Below are 23,535 nucleotides of genomic sequence, written 5' to 3' on the forward strand. Positions count from 1 at the left end.
GATTGTCAGCCGTGCTGCGGAACGAAATCCTCAGCCGTGATCGCCGTATCGATATGCGCCACCATCGCAGCACGCGCCGTGGCGTAAATCTGGTGGCAGCCGGTCACCCGGAAGCCCAGTTTTTCCTGCACGCGCAGCGAAGCCGGATTATCCGCAAACACACCGGAATGGAGAACCACACCGGGCATGCGGCGGAAGAACCGCTCGACCACGGCGGCCACCGCCTCGGTCATGTAACCCTTGCCCCAGTAGAACCGGTTCAGCCAGTAGCCGAGATGCCACTCGCCATGCCGCAATTCGACCGAGACGACGCCGATGAGTGTATCGTCACCGCTTGTGATGGCGAAATCCCAATCGGGCAGCGTGCCTGAAGTACGCAGGACCAGCCATTCCAGCGCATCCTGTCGATGATAGGGCGCGGGAACACGGGCCAGCATCCTGGTCACGGCAAAATCGCCAAGCGATTCCGCAATGCTGCCGGCATCGGAAAGCCGCTGCGGACGCAGCACCAGACGCGACGTCTCGATGACCGGGCAGGGGCCGGGCGGCGCGACCGTCGCAGTTGCACGGTGACGGGTAAGCTCGATCGTGCTCATCCCATGTCCCCCCAGCTCTTCAGCGAAACCCAGGTCTTGCGGTCCAGCCTGTACCATTCTACCGGTACCATGCCGCCCAGTGCCAGCGAACCGACCATGCCGGAGCCCTGGAACTGGAAACCGCACTTCTGGATGACCCGGCGCGAGGGGATGTTGGTGACCCGGCAGCGGGCATCGATCTGGTCGATTTCACGCGTGCGGAAGGCCATGTCGATCAGCGCATGCGTGGCTTCGGTCATGTAGCCCCGGTTCCAGTAGGGTTCCCCCAGCCAGTAACCGATTTCCAGCGTCTTTTCGTCTTCCTGCGGTTCAAGCGCGCAGCAACCCAGAAACTCGCCATTGTCCATGCGGGTAATCGCATAGACGCACTTGCCGATCTCGCCAGCATTGGTGCGTCGCACGAAGTCCGCGGCGTCTTTGGCCGTGTACGGGTGCGGCATACGCGACACCATGGTCGCGATATTGGCATTGTTGGCAAGATGGGCAAGGGCGTCGATGTCTTCTTCGTGAGGCTTGCGTAAAACCAGCCTCTGCGACAGTAAAACGGGGCAATCGCTCCTCGACCGATCGGGCCTCGGCCGCTCTTCGGGTGACCGTGATTGGTCAACCCTCAACAATTCAGCTTGCATGGTTCAGTCCCTCCTGGGGGTTAAAGAAAAAGGGGAGTTGGGTGGTACCCCATCTCCCCTGTTTTCTTGACTGAACCTGATACGTCTCAGCCGGGTCGATGGGACACCGGCTGCATATGACGCTTACCGGCTTATTCTGCGGCTTCCGCTTTCGGGGCCACGGATACGAATACGCGGCCGTTGGCCTTCGTACGGAAGTTCACGTTACCTGCGGTCAGTGCGAAAATCGTGTGGTCCTTGCCGATGCCAACGTTGGCGCCCGGATGCCACTGGGTTCCGCGCTGACGCAGAATAATGTTGCCTGGAATGACAGCTTCGCCGCCGAACTTCTTTACGCCAAGGCGCTTGGATTCGGAATCGCGACCGTTACGCGATGAACCGCCAGCTTTTTTGTGTGCCATTGGAGTTCTCCTTTAAACCTTGTTTCCCGTGTCGCGCCGATCAGGCAGCAACGATGTCCGTGATGCGGACGACAGTGTGATGCTGACGATGGCCGCGCGAACGCTTGGAGTTCTGACGACGACGCTTCTTGAAGGCGATGACCTTCTTGCCGCGATTGTGCTCGACAACTTCAGCCTTGACGATGGCACCCTTGACAAAGGGAGCACCGAACTGAGCGTCGGCGCCTTCGCCGATCACGAGAACTTCGGTGAATTCTACGGTTGCGCCTGCCTCTGCTTCCAGCTTTTCGATGGTCAGCACGGCATCGGCCGCTACGCGGTACTGCTTACCGCCGGTCTTGATGACTGCGAACATTTGTTATCCTTTCATGTTCGTTCCGGCTCTGCCCGCCAAAGCAAGCTGGCCGTCTTTTTATCAGTCGGAGTAGCGGAAATCCGTCAGGACTGAATGCCCTTTTGAAAGTCTGCCGGTGAAGCCGCCTTTGAGGGGCGGAATAAACAGAAGGCGCAATACGCCATCAATTTGGGTGCGAATTACGCGAGACATCAGTTTATGTCAAGATGACGGATGTTTGAAAAGTAACTCTAACGCCAAGAATTTCATGCTTTTTTGGCAAGCGAAGCAGTCAGGTCTCGAAATTTGCGCAGCAAGTGTTTATATGGGCCTTCAACAAGGAGCAGAAATGGCCCGCATAGACCAGACCGACGATTGGCGGGACCGCCATGCGCCGACACTTTCCGCCTTCGAGTCGCTTGCGATCGAGGCATATGGCCACCTGCCAGAAGAATTCCGTGCGTTGACCAAGGATCTCGTCATCGAGATCTCGGATTTCCCGACAGACGAAGTGTTCGAGGACATGGCGCTCGAAACACCGTTCGACCTGCTGGGATTGTTCGAGGGGCGCGGTATCTCCGAACGTTTCACCATGGAAACCGGCGAGATGGTGAACCGCATCACGCTTTATCGCCGCCCCATTCTCGACTACTGGGCCGAGAATGAGGAAACGCTGGGCGACATCATCACCCATGTCCTCATCCACGAGATCGGCCATCACTTCGGCCTGTCGGATGACGACATGGAGCGGATCGAGGAAAGCGCCGACGAGGCCGCGGCGGAGCGCTGAGCCTGCCGACAGCCACGCTTCTTATTGCTCGCCGAGCTTCATATCCGGGTGGTATTCCTTGCCCTCGACCACCTTGGTCACGGCCTGGCCGCAATGCATGACACCGCTTGCGGCGTTGAAGGCGTAGCTGGGCGAACCGGCAAGTTCCCACCCCTTGTTCAGAGCTTCGGTGACCCGGTGACAGAACTTCGCGTCATCGGGACCTGTAATGAAACGATAGACCTTCACGTCTTTTGCGCCTTTCGTTGTGTGATGATATCGGCCATGGCAACCAGCCTTTCGGCTTGGCTCACATGCAGCCGTTCGATCATCCGCCCGTTCATGTTGATGACGTTCAATTCCACAGATTCGGGTTTTGCGAAAGCGTCAATAATCGCCCTGGCTTCAGCGACAGCGGCCTCATCGGGGCCGAAGTGACGATTGGCGGGCTCGATCTGGGCCGGGTGGATCAGCATCTTGCCATCGAAGCCCATGGCGTGGCCCTGCTCGCACTCGGTGCCAAAAGCCGCGATATCGCGAAAATCATTCGACACGCTATCGATGACATCAAGCCCATAGGCGCGGGCGGCAAGCACCACCTGCATCATCCATGGCACGAGGTAGGTTCGCCCGGGCACGGAAGGAACCCGTGTCTCCTTGCGCAGATCGTTCAGTCCGAGGACGAAAGCGGCAAGCCGTCCATCCGGCGTATGGGCAGCGTCAGCAATGGACGCTGCGTTCAACACACCGAGCGGCGTCTCGATCATCGCCCAGATTTTCAAGCCCTGGGGCGCATCGGCCTCCGCCAGAAGGTCGGCCACATCGTGAATATCGGCGGGCTGCTCTACCTTCGGTAATAATACCGCATCCGGCCGGCAGGAAAGCACGAGCTTTAAATCCTCCATACCATCCGGCGTTGACAGCGGATTGATACGGATAATGATCTCGCGTCCCGCAAAGGGCGTATCCGAAAACAGCCTGCCCAGATTCTCTCGCGCTTCGCCCTTCACATCGGGTGCAACGGAATCCTCCAGATCGAGAATAACCCCATCGCAATCGAGATCGCGGATTTTTTCGAGCGCCCTGACATTGATGGCCGGAACCGACAGCAGCGAACGGCGCGGTCTCACAGGAATATTTTCGAAAAAATTAGTCATGCCGCACTTGTGTCAAGCTTTTGTGACATCTGCAACACGACAATCCACTGAATCCTCTTGCAAGCCGGAAGAAGAAGGCCCACATTCGTCTGGAAAGAAAGGTTGAATCATGCAAGGCATCCGTTCATTTTTCATTGCCGCATCCGGCATCGCACTTCTGGCTTTGGTGGCTCTTTTTACCGCCTCGCTTACGGTCGCTTTTATCGGCGTGCTCGCCGTTCTCAGCGCTGCCCGTCTGCTTTCGGCGCGTATGAAGCCGGCACCCATTCCGGTCAAGCCCCGCAACCAGCGCGATATGCGCGTCTGGAACGACGGCAAAGGCACGATCATCGATCTCTGAGATCGTTAATCCTGTTAAAATGCGAGAACGCTGCACGCGGCGTACCGAAGAATGCGGGTTTGCGCTTCTAAAGCGATCCGTTTTGCAGTATTTCCCGACAGAAAATATCCGGCGGGCGTCAGTCCACGCCGGATTTTGTGACCAGGGAAACACGGGAAGCGACAGATGGAAAAATTCACCAAGCTGACGGGCGTTGCTGCGCCCATGCCGGTCGTCAATATCGACACCGATATGATCATTCCCAAAGACTATCTGAAGACCATCAAGCGCACGGGTCTTGGCACCGGCCTTTTTGCCGAGTCGCGTTATCTTGAAGATGGCTCGCCCAATCCAGATTTTGTGCTGAACAAGCCCGCTTACCAGAACGCCCAGATCCTCGTCGCGGGTGACAATTTTGGCTGCGGCTCTTCGCGCGAACATGCACCATGGGCGCTTCTCGATTTCGGCATCCGCTGCGTGATCTCCACCAGCTTCGCCGACATCTTTTACAACAACTGTTTCAAGAACGGCATCCTGCCTGTCGTCGTCAGCCCCGAGAATCTCGAAAAGCTGCTGGACGACGCCTCGCGCGGCTCGAACGCCGTTCTGTCCATCGATCTGGAACGTCAGGAAATCAGCGGCCCTGATGGCGGCACGATCACCTTCGAGATCGATGAATTCAAGCGCCATTGCATGCTGAACGGCCTCGACGACATCGGCCTGACACTGGAGCATTCCGGCGCCATCGACACGTTCGAAAAGGCAAATGCCTCGGTCCGCCCCTGGGCCTGACCGCACTTCTATCCTCTTTTAAAAGCCGATCCCGTACAAAACCGTACCGGATCGGCTTTTGCTTTGCTTGAAAAGCCGTTGAGGCGGGGATAAGAAGCCCCCGATCCCGTTCGGCTGGCGACGTGACTTGTGAGGCGGCAGGACGGAAACGAGTTTGACGCCGCGCTCGCCGCAATCGAAAACCCTTTATGATGGTTTCCGGCGCGCCGCCCAAGGAGGGTTCTCATGACAGTCCGCACGCTTTTCCTTCTGCCCGGTGACGGTATCGGCCCCGAGGCCATGGCCGAAGTCCGCAAGCTGATCGACTATATGAACAGCGCGAAAAATGCCGGCTTCACCACGCAGGAAGGTCTGGTCGGCGGCTCCGCTTATGATGCCCATGGCGTCGCGATTTCCGACGCAGATATGGAAAAGGCCCTTGCCGCCGATGCGATCCTGTTTGGCGCCGTGGGCGGCCCGAAGTGGGATGGCGTTCCCTACGAACATCGCCCGGAAGCCGGCCTGCTTCGCCTGCGCAAGGATCTCGAACTTTTCGCCAACCTGCGCCCCGCCATCTGCTACCCGGCACTTGCCGAAGCCTCCTCACTGAAGCCGGAGCTGGTAGAGGGTCTCGATATCCTCATCGTCCGCGAATTGACGGGCGGTGTCTATTTCGGCGAGCCCAAGCAGATCATCGACCTCGGCAACGGCCAGAAGCGCGGTATCGACACGCAGATCTACGACACCTTCGAGATCGAGCGCATCGCCAGCGTCGCTTTCGAACTGGCACGCACGCGCGATAACCGCGTCTGCTCCATGGAGAAGCGCAACGTCATGAAATCTGGCGTTTTGTGGAACCAGGTTGTCACCGAAACCCACGCTGCGAAATACAAGGACGTTCAGCTGGAGCATATGCTGGCCGATGCCGGCGGCATGCAGCTGGTGCGCAAGCCCAAGCAGTTCGACGTGATCGTGACCGACAACCTCTTCGGCGACATGCTTTCCGACGTCGCTGCCATGCTGACGGGCTCGCTCGGCATGCTGCCGTCGGCATCGCTTGGTGCGCCGGATGCCAAGACCGGCAAGCGCAAGGCCATGTACGAGCCGGTGCACGGTTCGGCACCTGACATTGCCGGCAAGGGCATCGCCAACCCCATTGCCATGATCGCGTCATTCGCCATGTGCCTGCGCTATTCGTTCAATATGGTTGATGAGGCAACGAAGCTCGAAACTGCAATTGCGAACGTGCTCGACAAAGGCATCCGCACCGCCGACATTATGTCTGACGGTTCCCGTCAGGTCAGCACCTCCGAAATGGGTGACGCGGTTCTCGCAGAATTCAAGGCGCTTTCGGCGTAACACTCACCGAAACCGGTTGGGCAGGCGGCACGGTCGCTTGCCCATCTTCCTTTGGCAAAAGATGTTCATATCTTTTGTCAGTCAGCGTCTTCAAAAAGGCAACGATGGCGTCCACCCGCTTGTCGTCCAGCGCCGGTGCGGAAGTCAGCTCTGTCATGGCGATATTATCAGGCACTTCCGGCGCATCCCAGGTTTTACCCGTTTCAGGGTTGATCTGCCGGCTGGGTTTCTTGCTTTTATATTTCACGTAAAACAGCACCACCGTGCGCAGATCCTTAAACACGCCATTGTGCATGTAGGGACCAGTGATGGCGACGTTGCGAAGAGTAGGCACCTTGAACTTGCCGCGCTGAGCCGGATCGCCGGCCACGGCGGGATTTTGCGCCAATCCGAGATCGACCGCATCCGGCTTGGAGCCGTTGGCTGCCCTGACCGACGTGTTGGCCGGAACACCGATGTTGAAATATTTGTGGTTGGTGAAGAGGCCGTCTTCCAAACCCTTGGCGCCACGGATTTCATGGCAGGTATTGCAATTGGTGAACTGCGTCGAGGAGATAAGAACCCGGCCCAGCTCCTCCTGATCGGTCAGCTTTTCTTCGCCGCGCAGGAAACGGTCATACCTGGAATCGAAGGTGGAGAATTCATCGGAACGCTCGAAGCTCGCCAGCGCCTTGGTCATCGCAGCAAAGGCGCCTTCGTCACTCTGGAAAACATCGTTGCCGAACTGTGTGCCGAACGCCGCAACATAATCAGGGTTTTCCTTGAGCCGTTTGACGACAGAGGCTTTATCCGGCATGCCCATTTCGATCGGGTTGAGCGGTGGTCCACCCGCCTGGTCTTCCAGCAGGGAGGCACGACCGTCCCAGAATTGCCCACCGACATACTCTCCCGCAGCGTTCCTGCCGAAAGGCGGCGTGAACCGGGCATAGGCTGCAGTCGGCGCATTGCGGTCGCCCAGCGAAATCCCGTCATCGCCGAGAGAGACGTCCCGGCCGACCTTGTCGCTTTCGCGCGCATCGGAAAAACCGGCCGCCTGCATATGGCAGGTGGAACACGCCATCGTGCGGTTCATGGAAAGATTGGCATCATCGAACAGCGCCGCGCCGAGTTTTTCAAGCGTTGCATAATCTTCGCCGCCGTGAGCCTGCATTTGACCAGCACCGATCTCGAGCGGAACCGGTATCATGGCCACGGCAAGGGCGGCAGAAATGAATAGGCGCAGTCTTTTCATTGAAATAGCGTTTCGGAAACTCGGGACGACAGTGGTTATATAGCACTTACCTATCGCACCAGACTACAAACTTTCTCAGCCCGCTCCACTTTGACGCAACCCCGCATCCGGACGCCAAATTGCTTACCCGGCTTTGGCTATCGCGTGGAAGAAAGTGCCTGAAACAAGATCCCGCCTGCCACCGGAGGGGCCGAGCGGACGACCCTGCCCGTCAGCGATCTGAGCGAAAGGCTCATCGTGACCCGGATCGATGACACGCGCATAGTGAAACTCGTGGCCGCGCAGAACCTCGCCCGCTTTGCCCAGCGGCCCATCTGCCACGATTGCAGCCTGCCGGTAACCGAGGTTCATCTTGCGCGTGGCGAAACTGGTGGCATGTGACAGAAGCCCGGTCATGGCATGGGTGACGCCATCGGCATCTTCCAGCGCCGCTCCCAAAACCATATAGCCGCCGCACTCGCCATGCACCGGCTTCGTCTCGGCAAAACGGACAATCCCCGCTTTAAACCCGGCAGCATCGGCAAGCCTTCCAGCATAAAGTTCGGGATAACCACCTGGCAGCCAGCAAATGTCGCAGGTCTCATCGGGCACCTCGTCGGCCAGCGGTGAGAAGGGCACGATCTCCGCCCCCGCTGCATGCCAGTGGTTCTTGAGGTGCGGATAAAGAAAGGTGAAAGCCGCGTCGTCTGCAAGCGCGATGCGCTGGCCGGGCGGCGCAATCGCTGCCTCCACCGAGCCGGGGGGCACATCTACAGGCGCAGCGAGCGAAAGCAAGGCATCGAGATCAATGGACCTTTCCATCGCATCCGCCAGCCGTTCTATATGCGCGTCGATTTCCGGATGTTCGCTGGCCTGCACCAGCCCCAGATGCCGTTCCGGCAGGATGAGTGACGGATCACGCAGGACGCATCCTGCGACAGGCAGACCGATTTTTTCGATGGCCTCCGTGCACAGCGTCCGGTGTCTTTCGCTGCCAGCGCGGTTCAGCACCACCGCCGCCATGGTGACAACAGGATCATAGTGGGCAAAACCATAGGCAACAGCAGCGGCTGTCTGCGATTGACCCGACACATCCAGCACCAGCAGCACGGGAATGCCGAACAGCCGGGCCAGATCCGCCGCAGAACCGGTGCGGTTTTCCGCCACGGGGATACCGTCGAACAGGCCCATGGCGCTTTCGATCAAAACGAGGTCGGCACCATCAGCCTGTTGCAACAAAAGGTGTCGAAGCAATTCCGGCTGCATGGCCCAGCTGTCGAGATTGAGGCCGGATGTGCCGGTGGCGAAGGCATGGAAGCCGGGGTCGATATAATCCGGCCCCGTCTTGATGCCGCGCACCTTTATGCCGCGCCGGGCAAAGGCCCTGAGCAAGCCGATTGTTACGCTGGTCTTGCCGGAACCAGAGCGCGGTGCGCCGATGATGATCGCCCGTGTGGTCATAAGGTGGGCACCCCAAGTCGGTCGCGCATCGAAACGATCTCGCCAATAACGATCAGCGCCGGCGCCTCGAATTTTTCCCGTTTTGCATCGTCAGCTATGCTTTCCAGTGTGCCGATGAAAATCCGTTCTTGCGCGGTCGTTGCCGACATGATGACGGCGACCGGCGTCTTGCCCGAACGACCGCCCTGCATCAGAAGACCGGCGATCGAGCCTATGTTCTTAAGCCCCATATACACGACGATGGGCTCCAGCGTTTTCGCCAGTGCCAGCCAATCCAGATCCTCTTCGGTCCCGGCGGCATGGCCGGTGGCAAGCGTGACAGCGCGGCTGATACCGCGCATGGTGGCGGGAATGCGCGCTGAAGCAAGGGCTGCAAGCGACGAGGTCATGCCCGGCAAGATACGAAATGGGATGCCGGCGCGGACAAGCGCCTCCGCCTCTTCGCCGCCACGCCCGAAAATAAACGGATCGCCACCCTTAAGCCGCAACACCTTCTTACCCTGTCGGGCGAGATCAATCAGCGAGGCAGTGATGTCGTCCTGCGTTGCCGACGGCTTGCCGCCGCGCTTGCCGGCAAACACGATTTCAGCCTGGGGCCCGAGGGAAACGACATCGTCGCTCACCAGCGCGTCGCGCACGATCACATCGGCCTGCGAAAGCGCGAGCGCCACTTCGAGCGTCAGATAACGCACATCGCCCGGACCCGCGCCTGCGAGCCAGACATGCCCGGCCTCAAAGACCGGACCTTTTGCGGCGATGCTGTTCAAAACCTGCGCTATCGACATTCTTCTCGGCTGCTTTTTTAACGATGACGGAAATAGCCGTCCCGGCTATAGGAATTCATATGGAAATGGATGGAAAGACCCTTCGCCGCGGCTGGACCACGGGCACTTGCGCGGCAGCCGCCACGAAGGCGGCCTGCGCTGCCCTTCTGACCGGCGAGTTTCCTTACCCTGTCGAAGTCGAACTTCCAAGCGGCGTGAGGCCGGCATTTTCTCTCGCCACCGAGGAAAAAGGTGAAAACTTCGCAAGAGCCGGCGTCGTCAAGGATGCAGGCGACGATCCCGACGTGACCCATGGTGCGCTGATCGAAAGCACCGTGCGACGGGGAAAGCCCGGCAGCGGCATCACCTTCAAGGCTGGAAAAGGCGTCGGCACCATCACCCGGCCTGGATTGCCCCTGCCGCCGGGCGAACCCGCGATCAACCCCGTACCGCGCAAGATGATCGAAACCGCCATTCGCGAAGTAGCCGGAGACGATGCAGATTTCGAAGTCGAGATTTCCGTTCGGGACGGCGAGAAAATCGCGGAAAAGACCCTGAATGGCAGGCTCGGTATTGTCGGCGGCATTTCCATCCTTGGCACCACCGGCATCGTCATCCCGTTTTCCTGCTCGGCATGGATCCACTCCATCTGGCGCGGCATCGATGTGGCGCGCGCCACCGGCTGCACCCATCTGCTCGGCGCGACCGGCAACACCTCCGAAAAGGCAGGGCAGGCAGTTTACGGCCTGCCGGAGACCGCACTGATCGACATGGGTGATTTTATCGGTGGCATGCTGAAATATCTCCGCAGCCACCCTGTCGAGCGGGTCACGATTGCCGGCGGCGTCGCCAAGATGACCAAGCTCGCCCAGGGCATGCTGGACGTTCATTCCAAGAAAGGCCTGGCGGATCTTGATGCGCTGGCGGTACTCGCAACCGAGGCTGGCGGAGATGAAAATCTTGCCCTCGCCATTCGTCAGGCCAACATGGTTGCGCACGCCTTTGAGCTGGCCGAACGCGCGGGGATAGACCTCGGCGCGATCGTTGCGGAAAAAGCCTGGGTAACAGCGGCTGCCGCTTTGAAGGTGCCCGGCATCGAGCTTGATATTCTGGTGTTCGATCGTCAGGGCACGCTCAAGGGACGCACCGCCTCCACGCCGTCGCATCAGCCCTTCGCATCTTCCTTCGGGGAGCGGAACCGCCGGACATAATCGGTACTATAAAGTGCGCTCTCGCGAAAATCCGTCGAGGCAAGCCCATGCCCGACGAAGATCAGCGCCGTCCGCTCCACCGGTTCGGCCGCGAGTTTTCCTTCGATGTCGAACAACGTGCCGCGAATGACCCGCTCATCCGGCCAGGAGGCGCGGACGACTATGGCGACTGGGCAATCGGAACCATAAAGCGGCGTCAGTTCTTCCACCACCTGGCCGATGGCATGGATGGCGAGATGGATGGCAAGTGTCGCCCCCGTCGCACCGAAGGCTTTCAGCGTCTCGCCCTCGGGCATTTTCGAAGCGCGGCCCGAAATACGGGTCAGAACAAGGCTTTGCGCCACTTCCGGCACCGTCAATTCCCGCTGCAGGGTGGCAGCGGCAGCAGCGAAAGAGGGCACACCTGGAGTCACGGTATAATCGAGACCCAGCCGTTCCAGCCGGCGGATCTGTTCACCCATGGCGCTCCAGACGGACAGATCACCGGAATGCAGCCGTGCCACATCCTTGCCGGCCTTTGCCGCCGCAACGAATTCCGCCTCGATCTCATCAAGCGACAGTGCTGCCGTATCGACAATGCGTGCATCCGTTGGGCAATACTCGATCAGCGCCTTCGGCACCAGCGAGCCGGCATAAAGGCAGACCGGGCAGGCAGCGATAAGATCGCGCCCGCGCACCGTGATGAGATCGGCGGCGCCCGGACCGGCGCCGATGAAATGAACCGTCATTGTTGTTCTCCATGTTCGATGGCGCGGTCATTTCGCGCGTCGTTCGTCGTGGCGATGGCTACCGTCACATCGCCAACCACGAGACGCGCCGCGACCAGCCGCGCATTTTCTCCGGCGGCAGCAAGTGCCGCCGCTTCACTGACGCTGGGCGTCCCGGCATGATCAAGGCTTGCCTGTGAAAATGTCATTGTTTTCGAAGCAGCCGCCTCGAGCTGTTCCTTCGATACGATTTCAAGCGGCAGCGCCAGACGTTTCGCCGCTTCCGCAAGACCAGCTTCTTTTGCCTTGAGCGGCGCAGTCGCCAAGCATTCAACGGTCATACCAAAAGCAAGCTCGGCAGCTTGCACTGCTGCGATAATTGCATCCGAACCCGTGCCTTTGCGACAGCCTATGCCAGCGACAGTCACCATGGCTTGACCCAACTCCATTGTGTCACCGGCATCGCCGGACGCCAGCCCGACATGGAGCCGACAGCAACAACGCGCGACACATCGAGACGGATCATCGAACCGCCGAACCTGGCATGGGCCGCAAGCAGCACCGCTTCCATTTCAAGCGTCACCGCATTGGCAACCAGCCGCCCGCCTGGCTTCAAGGCCTCCAGAGCAGCCTCAAACACGCCCGTTTCGCTGCCGCCACCACCAATGAAGATCGCATCCGGTTGAGGCAGGCCTTCAAAAGCCGCAGGTGCTGCACCGATCATGACTTCAAGCCCCGGAACGCCAAATGCCTCGGCATTGCGGGCGATACGTTCGGCTCTTTCCGGATGCTGCTCTATGGCGATGGCACGGAGCGAGGGGTGCGACAGCATCCATTCAATACCAATCGAACCCGAACCGGCACCGATATCCCACAGCAGCTCGCCCCGGCGCGGAGCCAGCGATGAAAGCGTCACGGCACGGATTTCACGCTTGGTGATCTGCCCGTCATGTTCGAACAGGCTGTCATCCAGCCCCTGCACAAAAGGCAGGACGCGTGCGCCCTCAGCAGCAACGACATCGATAGCCACGACGTTCAAAGGATCGATGTCGTCAAAGGTAAAATCGACCGCCCTGATTTGCCGCCGCCTCTCCCGCTTTCCGCCCAAAGCTTCGAGCAGGACAAATTCCGACTGGCCGAAACCGGATTGAGACAGCAATTCCGCAATGAGAGCGGGCGCGCGCTCATCAGAAGTAAGCGCGATGATCCTCACTCCGGGATGCAGATGCGGTCGCAAAAGATCGATGGAACGCCCGTGCAACGACACGCATTCGGTCGACTGCAAGGCCCAGCCAAGCCGCGCCGCGGCCTGGGAGAAGGCGGAAGGTGAGGGATAGCAGACTGTCTCCTCCGACGGTATCCGCCGCAGAAGCGTGACGCCGGCGCCATAAAAGAACGGATCGCCGGAGGCGAGCACGCAGACCCGTCTACCGCGCAACGCCACGACATCGCTCATCTCCGCATCGAACGGCACCGGCCAAGGGCGCGCCTCACCACGAATGGCTGCAGCCGCCAGTTCCAGATGGCGTTTGCCACCGAAAACAATCTCGGCCGCCTCTATTGCCGCCACGGCATTCCGACCGAGCCCATCCAGCCCATCTTCGCCTATGCCGACGATGAAAAGCCATGGCTTGCCTTTCTTTTCAGTGGAAGCCTTCTTTTGAGTGGAAGCGTTGCCCGTTCCGGAATATTCAGACGTCATGACACGCTCCATACTCATCCTTGGCGGCACGGCGGATGCTCGCATTCTGGCCGGCAAGCTGGCGGTGGACTCCGGCTACCGAATCCTGCTCTCCATGGCCGGTCGTACGCTTTCGCCAGTGGAACAGCCGGTGCCGATGCGCAGTGGCGGGTTCGGCGGTGCTGCGGGTTTGGCGGATTTCATCCGCACCGGGAATTTCGATATTCTGGTCGACGCCACCCATCCCTATGCGGCGAGGATTTCCGCCAATGCCGTGGAGGCGGCGAGACTTGCCAAAGTTCCGCTTGTAGCACTTTCGCGCCCCGCCTGGGAGCGCCAACCGGATGACAAATGGCAGAGGGTCGATACCATCGAACAGGCTGTTATCGCGCTCGGCGATGAAGGCAAGCGGGTGTTTCTGGCGCTCGGCCGGCAGGAACTTCTTCCTTTCGAGGCCGCACCCCAACACAGCTATCTCATTCGCAGCGTTGATCCGGTAGAGCCGCCGCTGAAGGTGCCGGATGCTCGCTATATTACAGCGCGCGGCCCCTTTGCGCTGGATGAAGAGATCCGCATGCTGGAGGAAAACCGTATCGGCACTGTGGTTTCCAAGAACTCCGGCGGCAACGCCAGTTACGGCAAGATCGAAGCGGCGAGGCGGCTTGGCCTGCCGGTTATCATGATCGAGCGGCCGCCACAGCTGAACGCCGCAATCCTCGATGGCGCGAACGTGCCGGATATAGCGACTGCGCTCACCGCCATCCGCCATCAGCTTTCTCTTCTCGAAAAACGCGGCGAGTAAACCAGCGGATCTTTGTCCGAACGCTCGATAAGACGGGTTTCCACCGAACCGACGATGATGCAGGTGGCCATATCCGCCATGTCGCTCGATGCTTCAGACAAAGGCACGACCCGGATGCGCTCATCCGCACGGCCTGCCGCACGGCCAAAGATCACCGGCACCGAGCCGGGCAAATGTGCCCGCAAAAGATCGAAGGCGGTGCCAAGCTGGTGCGGGCGCGCCTTGCTGACGGGATTATAGAAAGCCATAACGAATCCGGCTTCCGCAGCCGCGATCAGTCGCTTTTCAATAATGCCCCAGGGCTTCAAATTGTCCGACAGCGAGATGGCGCAGAAATCATGCCCGAGCGGCGCGCCGGCTCGTGCGGCAACCGCAAGCATGGCCGTCACGCCCGGCACGACCGAGAAGTCTATTTCGCGCCACTCGCGCGGGCCATGTTCAATCGCCTCGCAAACAGCCGCCGCCATGGCAAAAACGCCGGGATCGCCGCCCGAAACCACGCAGACCTTGCCGCCCCCGGCTGCAAGCCGCAGAGCCTGTTCGGCACGGGAGATTTCCTCGCGATTGTCAGAGGCATGGCGACGTTGGTCGGGTCTGAGCGACAACCGATCGAGATACGGAATGTAACCGAAGAAATCCTCCGACGCCTCAACGGCGGCGAGCGCCTCCGGTGTCACCTGCGCAGAACTGCCAGGGCCAAGGCCGACAACGACCAGCCTGCCGGTCATGGCGCTTCACCGCCAGCGGGTCTGGTTTTCCAGCCAGGTACCAGAACCAGCGAAAAATAGGGGGCGGGCGATGCGTCCCGCTCAATCAGCGGCACCGCATGGCTGTTCGCCATGGTGCCGCGCTCGACATACAGCGCTTCATTAAGCTTGCCGGCCTTTTCCAGCGCCCGGCGGATCTTCGGCAGGTTGCGCCCGACCTTCATGATCACGGCGCCATCCGTGCCGGACAGACGCTCTGTCAGAACATCTTCGGCCAGCGTGCCGGGAAGCACGCTCAAGATATCGTCACCCTGCACCAGCGGTAGACCGGCCATCGACCAGCAGCCGGACATGGCGGTAATGCCGGCAACGACCTCCGCCTCATAGGAAGGCGCAAGCCGCAGATGAAGATGCATATAGGAACCGTAAAACAGCGGATCGCCTTCCGACAGCACGGCGACATTGCGCCCGGCATCGAGATGGGCAGCAATATCCATGGCCGACTGATCGAAAAATGCGGCGATCGCACCGCGATAATCCTCGCCGTTTTTGTCGCTCTCGACGGTTACCGGATAGACCAGCGGCATTTCCAGTGTGCCCGGACGAATGAAGGCCTCAACGATACCGCGACCATTGCCGCTGCTGCCTTTCTTGCAGAAGAAGGCGAGGACATCGGCATTTTCGATGGCGCGCACGGCTTTCAGCGTCAGAAGCTCTGGATCGCCGGGGCCGGTGCCGACGCCCACGAGTTTACCCCTGGAATTTTCGAAAAGAGCCGCGCTCACAGACCTGCCCTCGCAACGGCGTTGACGGCAGCGGCCGTCATGGCCGATCCACCCATACGTCCCTTGACGATGGCATAGGGAATGCCTAGCGAACTAGCCTCCAGCGCATCCTTCGATTCCGCCGCACCGACAAAACCGACCGGCATGCCGATAATGGCAGCTGGACGTCGAGCGCCCTTTTCAAGCATCTCCAGAAGATAGAACAGCGCTGTCGGCGCGTTGCCGATAGCAACGAGAGCACCGTCCAGCTTTTCCGCCCAGAGATCGAGTGCGGCGGCGGAACGGGTATTGCCAATCGTTTTCGCAAGCTCAGGGGTGCGCGGATCGCGAAGGGTGCAGATCACGTCATTATTGGCCGGAAGGCGGGCGCGGGTCACGCCGTGGGCGACCATTTCCGCATCGCACAGAACGGGCTTGCCCGCCAGCAAAGCACCACGTGCCGCGACAACGAAATCCGGAGAAAAACGGAAATGGCTGGCCGCTTCCACCAGCCCGCAGGCATGGATCATGCGAATGGCGATATCCGCCTGATCTTCGGTAAAGGCGGACAAATCCGCTTCCTCGCGAATGATGGCGAAGGAGCGCTCGTAAATCGCATTGCCGTCGCGAATATAGTCATGGTCGGTCATCGGTCATCCTGTCGAAGCGCGGCAACGATTGCCTCCTTACCCAGACGGGCAAGCAGGTCGGCAGCGTTTTCCCCGGGCTTATGTTCTTTTTCGTAAAGACGGGCAAGCCGCGAAAGCGCCGTCCTCTGTTGCTCGAATGGTAAAATACCGTCCTGCGGGTCGCAGGCGCGGCCCGAAAACGAAAAGGCCAGACCATCGGCGGTGCCGGAAAAGGCCAGAAGCGACGGGGCAGGATGCGCGCAACCCTTTCCGCAGCCGGAGAGATGCAGTGTGAAGGAGCCATCGAGCATGGAAGCTAGTTCCCGCGATGCAAAGGCCGCCAGATCATGTGTGGGAAAGAAAGCCGAAGCGCACCCCGGCGTGCCGGGACAGACAGCGATGGAAGATCGCGCATCACCTGCCCGTGTGATGAAACCGGCACTGTCCGCAATTTGCATCAGCGCATCGCAAGCATCCCGCGACCCGAAAAATAGCAGGCTATGATTGAGCGACGGCCGCAATGTTTCGATATCAAATGCGCGCGCCAGTCCACAGAGCCGCGACAGATCGGAAGCACGAACTTGCGCGAAAGCAGGAGTGATAACGGCAGCAAAGGTACCACTACCGGCCGCCATCAGCCCCAGGGGAGAGGAAGGCGCAGGCATCTCGCCTTGGCTCTCGCTATCTACCAGGCGGTCTCCGCAAATCGCCTTTATCGTCCGCAAATCCAGATCGCGGCCACGGGCAAGCGGTCCTTTGCCGGCCAGATGGACGAGCAGCAACAGGACAACATCCGCCGCCTTGTCGGCCTCAACAAATCCCGCGCGCAACGCCTTGCTCTCCGGACCTCCGACAAGCAATTGCCAGAAAACTCGATGATCGAGCCGCACCGCCTTCAGACGGATATCGGCCAGCAAATCGCCCATGGAAAGACGGCCGCCCCCATCGATGATGACGGACATTTTTGCGGCGAGCTTTTCGTGCAGCGCCAGCGCGGCAGCCTCTCTGCGAATCTCATCCGCAATAGCACTGCCATCGGCGATTTCCCGATCGTCCCGACCGGAAAGAGGTGAGGTCTCGACTGCCAGTCCGTCGCGAAGCGGCAAACCAAGCGCCAGAACATCATTCTCCAGGTCGCAGGCGCTTTCCCGCGTCAGGCCGCGAAATTGCAGGCTGCCGCGTGCCGTGATGTCGATCACCCCGTTGCCGTGTCGCTCAGCAAGTTCACAAAGCGCGATCATATCATGGGGCGCAATATCCGCCTCGAATGCGATGCGCGACAGGTAGCCGTCACCGGTCAGCATCGGGGTCGACAAGGCCGGACACGTGCCACGGCGGCCAAACGGCTGGACCGGATCGGAAGGGGCCATCCTCATGCGCCGACCCTTTCAGAACGGGGCAGGATCAGCATTTCAAGTTCCGCATCCACCGCATTGCGGCGGCTGTGCCACAACCCGCGACGACGGGCGGATAAAAAGCGCGTCGCCATGACCTCCGCCGCCTTCGGATTTTCCCGCAGGATGAAATCGCGCACGTCCTCATTGCCGAAATAGGCGTCGTAAAGCGCCTCGATCAGCGAGGAAGATACCGCATGGGTGGTTTCCGCAAAACCGATCAGCCGGTCAACCGTCTCGGCAAATTCCGCCGCCCCGCGCGGGCCGTGCCGCATCTGTCCGGCAATGAAGCGCGGATTGACGGCGCGGGCCCGAACAACGCGCGTCAGCGCCTGCGAAATGGATCGCGCGCGCGGACGCGCGGGATCGGTGGTATCCAGCGCCACAATATCGGCAACGCCGCCAAGGAGTGCTTTTGCGGCGGAAAAACCACCGATAAAGGCGACATCTGACGAGCCGTCGAGAAGATCGCGGCCCGGATCGTCACCGGTGTGAATGAGAAGATCGGCCCGGCGCACCAGCTCGACAAAACCGGCATCCTCGAAAATCTCAAGCCCATCCGCACCGCCAAAGGCATGGCTTGCCGCATCCAGATACGCCTGGCCCAGTTCCTCGCGTTCTTCCCATTTTCCGCTGGCGAGTTTTTCCTCTGTGCCCGCACCATAGGTGCCGGGTGCGGAGCCGAAGATGCGTGCCGGTATATGCCCGAGTGCCGCCGCTTCTTCCGCCAGCGGATTGTCACCCGGCGCTTCATCCCGCCGCGCGACGGCCTTGGCAGCGGCGTCTAGAAGAGCGATCAACGCCGGAAACATGTCGCGGAACAGGCCGGAAATCCGGAATGTGACGTCGACACGCGGCCGCCCGATACTCGCCGGCGGTAGAACCTCGATGCCTGTGACGCGGCCCGTCGCCGGGTCATGGATCGGTCTCGCTCCCATCAGATGCAGCGCCTGCGCCACATCCTCGCCGCCATTGCGCAGGCTGGCGCTGCCCCAGAGATCAAAAACCAGATGTTTCGGCCAGTCGCCATGGGATTGCAGATGGTGCCGAAGCACTTCTTCGCCCGCCATGCGGCCCAGCTCGAAAGCCGTCGGCGTCGGCATGGTGCGCGGATCGGCAGCATAAAGATTGCGGCCCGTCGGCAGGACATCGAGACGCCCGCGCGCGGGTGCGCCGGAAGGACCGGGGACAATATGGCGGCCATCGAGCGCGGCAAGCAGCGCTGTTTTTTCCGCCGCAGCACTTTCAAGCCTCAGAAGATCGGTCTCTCCTTCGGGGCTGCGGCCAAAAACATGCTGGCCATCCTTGATGGCGAAGTCCTTGAGATCGCAGAGGAAGGCGTCGATGCGCGACAGCGCCGCATCGGCATCGTCCTTTGCACCGACACCGGCATCCGCCGCAAGACCGGTTTCCAGCGCCTTCTCCACGATCAGTTTCGCCAGCCGGTCGCGGCGGCGGCGGTCGAGCCCATCCGCCTGCGCATATTCGTCGACGAGCTGTTCCAGAGCCGATTGTTCCGGCGAAAGCCCGGCATCTACCAGCACAGGCGGAACATGGCCGATCGTGACGGCAGCGATCCGCCGTTTGGCAACCGCCGCTTCACCCGGATTGGAAACGATGAACGGATAGATCACCGGCAAAGACCCGGTGACGATTTCAGGAAAACAATCGCGGGAAAGCGCAACTGTCTTGCCGGGCAGCCATTCCAGCGTGCCATGCGCACCGACATGCACAATGGCATGCGCCCCTGCGACACGCTGCATCCAGGCGCCGAAAGCGACCAACGCATGACGTGGCGGCAGGGCAGGGTCATGGTAATCCACCCGCCGATCCTCATTTCGCCCACGATCCGGTGCCAGGGCCACGAATATCTGGCCGAAACGGGCGACGCGAAAACGGAATGCGCCGTCGGCTAGTGCGTCGTCCTGTTCGGCCGAACCCCACGTGCTATCCACGGAGGCGGCAACCCCTTCAGGCAAACCCAAAAGAAAATCACGGTAGTCTGAAAGTCCGACAGCCGCTTCCTGCTGCTCGACACAATCCAGCAAAGCCCGCGCCGTTTCGGGAATATCCGAAACCACATATCCTGCCGCGGCCAGATCGCGCAGCATTTCAAGCACGCTTTGCGGCACATCGAGACCAACGGCATAACCCGTGCGCCCCGGCGCAGCACCGGGATAATCCGGCATCAGAATGACGATCCGCCGTTCCTGTGGCGTGGACTGTTTTAATTGCAGAAAGGCAGCGATTCTGTTTGCCACCTGTTCGACGCGATCAGCCTCCGGTACATTGATGAGGCTGATACCGCCATCAGTCCGCACCTGCTTGAATGAGATTGCGCCAGCAAGAATCCGGCCATCGAGTTCCGGCAGGACCACATGCATGGCAAGATCGGAAGGGTTGAGACCGCGCGCATTTTCCGCCCAGCCGTCCCGTCGCGTCGTCGCCATAACCACCTGAAACACCGGCACGCCGAGGCGGTCAAACAGGGTTTTACCGCTGTCGTCCATCTGGCTGGCAAAAGCCGTGGCGGCAACGATGGCGGCGGGCTGGAGTTCGGGCAGTACGGTTTCGAGAAAGCGAATTGCCTCCCCATCCTTGAGGCCGCTGACGAAAATCGGCAATGGCGCAAAACCGCGCTGAGAGAGCGCGTTAAAAAGCGCATCCACGGGCGCCGCATCGGCCGCAAGAAGCATGGAGCGGTAAAAGAGAATGGGAAGGACAGCTGCACCGGCGGGAAAACCGGCGCAGGCTTCCGCCTGATCCACGACGCCTTTACCCGGCCGGTAAAAGCCGGCTTTCGGCAGCGGTTGAGCCTCGATATCTGGCCATGCGCCACCACTTACAAGGGCAGCAAGACCAATGGCAAGCCGGTCCATATTTTCCCGCCCACCCTCGCGGAAGAAGGCGAGGACGGACGCCAACGTCTGGCGATCAACAGTCGAAGCTGCTTCGAGCTTTTCGTCTCTCTCACTGCATTCACCCGGCAGGAGCATAAGTTTTATGCCACGTCGCCGCGCCATCGTGCTGAGCTGATCGACGCCATAGCGCCAGCGTTCCGCGCCGCCGAGAATCCGGATAAGGATGACACGGGCATGTTCGGCCGTCTTTTCAATCCACAGATCGACCGACATCGGATGCCGAAGCTCGGAGAGGTTGGCGGCAGACAGGGACGGAAGCGCGCCCTCTGCCTGCCGCCATGCCTGTTCCAGCCCGGCAAGATCGCTTGCCGAAAAAGACAGCATCACCACATCCGATCGCGGCTGGTTGAGATCAACCGGCTCGATCAGGTCGTCCAGAGACGAAGATGTGTTGGCGAGAATGTGCATTTCTATCAGGCGGCCAGCATCTGTTCGATCTTTTCGCGGTTGAGGCCCTTTTCGCCTATGACGACGAGGCGGCTGCGGCGCTCTTCACCGGCCGCCCAGGGACGGTCATAATAATGGTTGACGCGGCTACCGACTGCCTGCACCTGCAGGCGCATCGGCTTGGTAGATACTTCGACGAAACCTTTGATGCGCAGAACATTTTCCGCAGCCGCTGTCTCAGCGATACGAGCCGCCAGCGCTTCCGGATCGGTCACGGCCGGCAGGTCGATGACGAAGCTGTCGAAATCGTCATGTTCGTGGTCGAGTTCACCATCGTGATGGGTGCGGCGGTTTTCGATATCCTCTTCAACCGCAAGACCGAGGCCGATCAGCACGGCCGGATCGATGACGCCATTCGAGGCGACGACGATCTTTGCGGCCGGCGGCAAATGCTCGAGAATATGAGCCTTCGCCTTTTCCAGACCGGCGCTATCGAGCAGATCCGCCTTGGTCAGCACGATAAGATCGGCACAGGCGATCTGGTCCTCAAAAACCTCTTCGACCGGATCGTCGTGATCGAGGGCTTCGTCATTTGCGCGCTGGGCGGCAAGGGCTTCCATGTCATGCGCCACCTGACCCTCGGCAAGGGCAACGCCATCCACAACAGCCACCACAGCGTCAACCGTCACGCGGCTCTTGATGGCCGGCCATTGAAATGCTTGCACCAGCGGCTTGGGCAGGGCAAGGCCGGAGGTCTCGATGAGGATATGCTCCACCTTCGGCTGCCGGCTCAGAATCTGCTCGATGGCCGGCTGGAAATCATCCGCCACCGTGCAGCAGATGCAGCCATTGGCCAGCTCGACGATGTTTTCCTCCGGGCAGCTCTCAATGCCGCATCCCTTGAGGATATCACCATCGATGCCGATATCACCGAATTCGTTGACGATGATGGCAAGCCGCTTGCCATCAAGCTTTTCGAGGAGACCGCGCAGCAGCGTGGTTTTTCCAGCCCCCAGAAAGCCAGTGACGATGGTGCAGGGAACGCGGTCCAGAAGGGTGCTCATGATCTCTCCTCGGTAAAATCGAATGGGGGAATGCGCGCCACCATGCCGCGCTTCAATGTGTCGGGACGGCCGCGCCAGGGCATCAGGCCATCTGCGGAGGCGGCCAGCATTTGCGCGCCCGTGAGCAGGTCTTCCGCATCGTTGGGCGTCAGCCCGCCGAATACATAGGACCAGCCATCGGCACCGCGCAGCACGGCACTGAGGCCGCGTTTGCAATTGGCAAGGCAATTGACGGAGCGAACATCGATGCCGGAGTCACGCGCTTTTGCGATGGCAGCTTCCGCAAGGATGGTGCCGGGGCGCGGCTCCGCATTGGGATCGGTGTCGTCGCGACAGCTTCGGCAGACAAAAACGACCACGCCGGAAGCTGTGTTGACTTCCATTGTTCCGTCCGCACAAGAAGATGTTGTGGTAATATCCAAACCGTTCCGCTTTCCGCGCCTTTAAACTCGTCGGGGTGCGGATGTCGAAAACAGCGCACTGAAAAGCGCGGCTGCAAATCAATTCGACCGGCTGACCGGAGCACCCCGCCCGGAAGACGTTTTTTCCTGAAACGGCAGGTCTCCTGGCTTGCGGCTTTAAAACACCCTGCACCACCTTCCCGGGCCAATTTTATGGTCCAGTGGCTTCATAGTGCGGGCTTACCGCTTACAGTTGCGGGGGCAGCCACGGAATGACCCGTTATGGGGTGGAACCGTGTTCCCTCTTAGCTTTTCCCGTTGCCGGGAAAAGACCGTCAGTGCCTTACCCTTAGGCTGAACGGGCGTGACGGTCAATGCTGCCGGCTTGTCGATTGCCGGGTGCGGCAAATTGAGTATAGTCGCCGCTCCGAATGGCCGGGGCATACGGTCCCGCGCCTCTGGACGAGAAGGAAAACGCGATGACACGCGATATCAGCGACAGCGAAGCCGAACGCCACCGGCAGAAAATGGTCAACCGCAAGACGGTTCAGGATGCCGAAGTCGCGGAAAAGACCATCGAAAAAGGTCTGCTGATGATCAATACCGGCCCTGGTAAAGGCAAATCCACGGCCGCTTTCGGCCTTGCCCTGCGCATGCTCGGCACAGGGCGGCGGGTCGGCGTCGTCCAATTCATCAAGGGCGCTTGGTCGACGGGTGAACAGCAGGCCCTGACTTTGTTCGGCGACAGGGTGGAATGGCGCACCATGGGCGAGGGGTTTACCTGGGACACGCAGGACCTCAAGCGCGATGTCGCGGCGGCTACAAAGGCCTGGGAGGAAGCGAAAGCACTGATGGCTGACGAGACGATCGGATTGCTGGTTCTCGACGAACTGAACATTGCGCTCCGCTATGATTACCTGCCGCTGGAAGAGGTCGTCGAAACGCTTTCCAACCGTAGATCCGATCTGCATGTCATCGTTACCGGCCGCAACGCCAAACAACCGTTGATCGACGCTGCCGACATGGTGACGGAAATGACCCTCGTCAAACATCACTTCAAGGCGGGCGTAAAGGCGCAGGCCGGGATAGAATACTGA

Annotated in this window: 26 protein-coding genes and 1 riboswitch; of the genes, 7 read left to right on the forward strand and 19 right to left on the reverse strand. The window is 60.2% G+C overall.

Annotated elements, in window-relative coordinates; all coding sequences use genetic code 11:
• Window positions 1-5 precede the first annotated feature (5 nt).
• The 4 genes from AB4Z23_RS17135 to rplU all read right to left on the reverse strand — a co-directional run bounded on the left by AB4Z23_RS17135 (window position 6) and on the right by rplU (window position 1,981).
• On the reverse strand, window positions 6-596 hold the full coding sequence (locus AB4Z23_RS17135) for a GNAT family N-acetyltransferase (protein WP_003516454.1): 591 nt from the start codon (window positions 594-596) through the stop codon (window positions 6-8).
• Window positions 593-1,225, reverse strand: coding sequence for a GNAT family N-acetyltransferase (locus tag AB4Z23_RS17140; RefSeq protein ID WP_003516453.1), 633 nt, complete (start codon window positions 1,223-1,225; stop codon window positions 593-595). Before AB4Z23_RS17140 ends, AB4Z23_RS17135 begins: the two co-directional genes overlap by 4 nt.
• A 131-nt stretch (window positions 1,226-1,356) precedes the next feature.
• Complete coding sequence (rpmA, locus tag AB4Z23_RS17145; RefSeq protein ID WP_003492686.1) at window positions 1,357-1,626, reverse strand: 50S ribosomal protein L27; 270 nt, start codon at window positions 1,624-1,626, stop codon at window positions 1,357-1,359.
• Window positions 1,627-1,666: 40 nt separating this feature from the next.
• On the reverse strand, window positions 1,667-1,981 hold the full coding sequence (rplU, locus tag AB4Z23_RS17150) for a 50S ribosomal protein L21 (RefSeq protein WP_003516451.1): 315 nt from the start codon (window positions 1,979-1,981) through the stop codon (window positions 1,667-1,669).
• 328 nt (window positions 1,982-2,309) lie between these two features.
• On the opposite strand from rplU, the gene AB4Z23_RS17155 reads away from it, so the two are divergent.
• A complete protein-coding gene (locus AB4Z23_RS17155) occupies window positions 2,310-2,750 on the forward strand; it encodes a metallopeptidase family protein (RefSeq protein ID WP_003516449.1) in 441 nt (146 codons plus the stop codon).
• Between the two features lie 21 nt (window positions 2,751-2,771).
• On the opposite strand, the gene AB4Z23_RS17160 is transcribed toward AB4Z23_RS17155, so the two are convergent.
• Together AB4Z23_RS17160 and AB4Z23_RS17165 are read right to left on the reverse strand one after the other, a co-directional pair.
• Window positions 2,772-2,978 (reverse strand): DUF1737 domain-containing protein, encoded by a 207-nt coding sequence (locus tag AB4Z23_RS17160; protein ID WP_003505258.1) that lies wholly within the window; start codon window positions 2,976-2,978, stop codon window positions 2,772-2,774.
• On the reverse strand, window positions 2,975-3,886 hold the full coding sequence (locus tag AB4Z23_RS17165; RefSeq protein ID WP_025594663.1) for an HpcH/HpaI aldolase/citrate lyase family protein: 912 nt from the start codon (window positions 3,884-3,886) through the stop codon (window positions 2,975-2,977). Before AB4Z23_RS17165 ends, AB4Z23_RS17160 begins: the two co-directional genes overlap by 4 nt.
• A gap of 109 nt (window positions 3,887-3,995) precedes the next feature.
• On the opposite strand from AB4Z23_RS17165, the gene AB4Z23_RS17170 reads away from it, so the two are divergent.
• The 3 genes from AB4Z23_RS17170 to leuB all read left to right on the forward strand — a co-directional run bounded on the left by AB4Z23_RS17170 (window position 3,996) and on the right by leuB (window position 6,335).
• Entirely contained in the window at window positions 3,996-4,226 is a 231-nt protein-coding gene (locus tag AB4Z23_RS17170; RefSeq protein ID WP_003516445.1) for a hypothetical protein, read from the forward strand.
• Window positions 4,227-4,391: 165 nt separating this feature from the next.
• Window positions 4,392-4,997 (forward strand): 3-isopropylmalate dehydratase small subunit, encoded by a 606-nt coding sequence (gene leuD, locus AB4Z23_RS17175; RefSeq protein WP_025594665.1) that lies wholly within the window; start codon window positions 4,392-4,394, stop codon window positions 4,995-4,997.
• Between the two features lie 225 nt (window positions 4,998-5,222).
• Window positions 5,223-6,335 carry a 3-isopropylmalate dehydrogenase gene (leuB, locus tag AB4Z23_RS17180; RefSeq protein ID WP_003516442.1) on the forward strand — a complete coding sequence of 371 codons (1,113 nt, stop codon included), beginning with the start codon at window positions 5,223-5,225 and terminating at the stop codon, window positions 6,333-6,335.
• On the opposite strand, the gene AB4Z23_RS17185 is transcribed toward leuB, so the two are convergent.
• From AB4Z23_RS17185 to cobA, 3 genes are all read right to left on the reverse strand, one after another.
• On the reverse strand, window positions 6,316-7,566 hold the full coding sequence (locus tag AB4Z23_RS17185) for a cytochrome-c peroxidase (protein WP_421476941.1): 1,251 nt from the start codon (window positions 7,564-7,566) through the stop codon (window positions 6,316-6,318). The genes leuB and AB4Z23_RS17185 overlap by 20 nt on opposite strands.
• Before the next feature lie 123 nt (window positions 7,567-7,689).
• Entirely contained in the window at window positions 7,690-9,006 is a 1,317-nt protein-coding gene (locus tag AB4Z23_RS17190; RefSeq protein ID WP_421476939.1) for a cobyrinate a,c-diamide synthase, read from the reverse strand.
• Window positions 9,003-9,791 (reverse strand): uroporphyrinogen-III C-methyltransferase, encoded by a 789-nt coding sequence (cobA, locus tag AB4Z23_RS17195; RefSeq protein ID WP_111799159.1) that lies wholly within the window; start codon window positions 9,789-9,791, stop codon window positions 9,003-9,005. Before cobA ends, AB4Z23_RS17190 begins: the two co-directional genes overlap by 4 nt.
• 59 nt (window positions 9,792-9,850) lie before the next feature.
• On the opposite strand from cobA, the gene AB4Z23_RS17200 reads away from it, so the two are divergent.
• Window positions 9,851-10,981 carry a cobalt-precorrin-5B (C(1))-methyltransferase gene (locus AB4Z23_RS17200; protein ID WP_421476937.1) on the forward strand — a complete coding sequence of 377 codons (1,131 nt, stop codon included), beginning with the start codon at window positions 9,851-9,853 and terminating at the stop codon, window positions 10,979-10,981.
• Here the strand turns inward: AB4Z23_RS17200 and cobM are convergent.
• The 3 genes from cobM to cbiE are packed head-to-tail and all read right to left on the reverse strand — an operon-like array spanning window position 10,936 to window position 13,390.
• Complete coding sequence (cobM, locus tag AB4Z23_RS17205) at window positions 10,936-11,709, reverse strand: precorrin-4 C(11)-methyltransferase (RefSeq protein ID WP_038492561.1); 774 nt, start codon at window positions 11,707-11,709, stop codon at window positions 10,936-10,938. The two genes, AB4Z23_RS17200 and cobM, sit on opposite strands and share 46 nt — an antisense overlap.
• Entirely contained in the window at window positions 11,706-12,119 is a 414-nt protein-coding gene (locus AB4Z23_RS17210; protein ID WP_421476935.1) for a cobalamin biosynthesis protein, read from the reverse strand. The genes cobM and AB4Z23_RS17210 overlap by 4 nt, the downstream gene beginning before the upstream one ends.
• Window positions 12,113-13,390 carry a precorrin-6y C5,15-methyltransferase (decarboxylating) subunit CbiE gene (gene cbiE / locus AB4Z23_RS17215; protein ID WP_421476933.1) on the reverse strand — a complete coding sequence of 426 codons (1,278 nt, stop codon included), beginning with the start codon at window positions 13,388-13,390 and terminating at the stop codon, window positions 12,113-12,115. The genes AB4Z23_RS17210 and cbiE overlap by 7 nt, the downstream gene beginning before the upstream one ends.
• On the opposite strand from cbiE, the gene AB4Z23_RS17220 reads away from it, so the two are divergent.
• Entirely contained in the window at window positions 13,389-14,171 is a 783-nt protein-coding gene (locus AB4Z23_RS17220; protein WP_421476931.1) for a cobalt-precorrin-6A reductase, read from the forward strand. The two genes, cbiE and AB4Z23_RS17220, sit on opposite strands and share 2 nt — an antisense overlap.
• Here AB4Z23_RS17220 and AB4Z23_RS17225 read toward each other — a convergent pair.
• Genes AB4Z23_RS17225 through AB4Z23_RS17255 form a run of 7 tightly spaced genes read right to left on the reverse strand, consistent with a single transcriptional unit; the run spans window position 14,138 to window position 22,420 of the window.
• The gene (locus tag AB4Z23_RS17225; protein ID WP_003516427.1) at window positions 14,138-14,899 is read right to left on the reverse strand and encodes a precorrin-3B C(17)-methyltransferase; all 762 of its coding nucleotides are present in this window, start codon (window positions 14,897-14,899) and stop codon (window positions 14,138-14,140) included. The two genes, AB4Z23_RS17220 and AB4Z23_RS17225, sit on opposite strands and share 34 nt — an antisense overlap.
• Window positions 14,896-15,663, reverse strand: a complete 768-nt coding sequence (locus tag AB4Z23_RS17230; RefSeq protein WP_025594680.1) for a precorrin-2 C(20)-methyltransferase — start codon at window positions 15,661-15,663, stop codon at window positions 14,896-14,898. The genes AB4Z23_RS17225 and AB4Z23_RS17230 overlap by 4 nt, the downstream gene beginning before the upstream one ends.
• On the reverse strand, window positions 15,660-16,292 hold the full coding sequence (locus AB4Z23_RS17235) for a precorrin-8X methylmutase (RefSeq protein WP_421415165.1): 633 nt from the start codon (window positions 16,290-16,292) through the stop codon (window positions 15,660-15,662). The genes AB4Z23_RS17230 and AB4Z23_RS17235 overlap by 4 nt, the downstream gene beginning before the upstream one ends.
• Window positions 16,289-17,647: a precorrin-3B synthase gene (gene cobG / locus AB4Z23_RS17240; protein ID WP_421476929.1), complete on the reverse strand. Its 1,359-nt coding sequence runs from the start codon at window positions 17,645-17,647 to the stop codon at window positions 16,289-16,291. Before cobG ends, AB4Z23_RS17235 begins: the two co-directional genes overlap by 4 nt.
• Window positions 17,644-20,994: a cobaltochelatase subunit CobN gene (gene cobN, locus AB4Z23_RS17245; protein ID WP_421476927.1), complete on the reverse strand. Its 3,351-nt coding sequence runs from the start codon at window positions 20,992-20,994 to the stop codon at window positions 17,644-17,646. Before cobN ends, cobG begins: the two co-directional genes overlap by 4 nt.
• A gap of 5 nt (window positions 20,995-20,999) precedes the next feature.
• The gene (gene cobW, locus AB4Z23_RS17250; RefSeq protein WP_441360359.1) at window positions 21,000-22,037 is read right to left on the reverse strand and encodes a cobalamin biosynthesis protein CobW; all 1,038 of its coding nucleotides are present in this window, start codon (window positions 22,035-22,037) and stop codon (window positions 21,000-21,002) included.
• A complete protein-coding gene (locus AB4Z23_RS17255) occupies window positions 22,034-22,420 on the reverse strand; it encodes a DUF1636 family protein (RefSeq protein WP_065688719.1) in 387 nt (128 codons plus the stop codon). The genes cobW and AB4Z23_RS17255 overlap by 4 nt, the downstream gene beginning before the upstream one ends.
• 155 nt (window positions 22,421-22,575) lie before the next feature.
• Window positions 22,576-22,790, reverse strand: a riboswitch (cobalamin riboswitch).
• 127 nt (window positions 22,791-22,917) lie between these two features.
• On the opposite strand from AB4Z23_RS17255, the gene cobO reads away from it, so the two are divergent.
• On the forward strand, window positions 22,918-23,535 hold the full coding sequence (gene cobO, locus AB4Z23_RS17260) for a cob(I)yrinic acid a,c-diamide adenosyltransferase (protein WP_035252400.1): 618 nt from the start codon (window positions 22,918-22,920) through the stop codon (window positions 23,533-23,535).

The sequence above is a fragment of the Agrobacterium sp. MCAB5 genome (assembly GCF_052114365.1).
Taxonomy (GTDB): domain Bacteria; phylum Pseudomonadota; class Alphaproteobacteria; order Rhizobiales; family Rhizobiaceae; genus Agrobacterium; species Agrobacterium tumefaciens.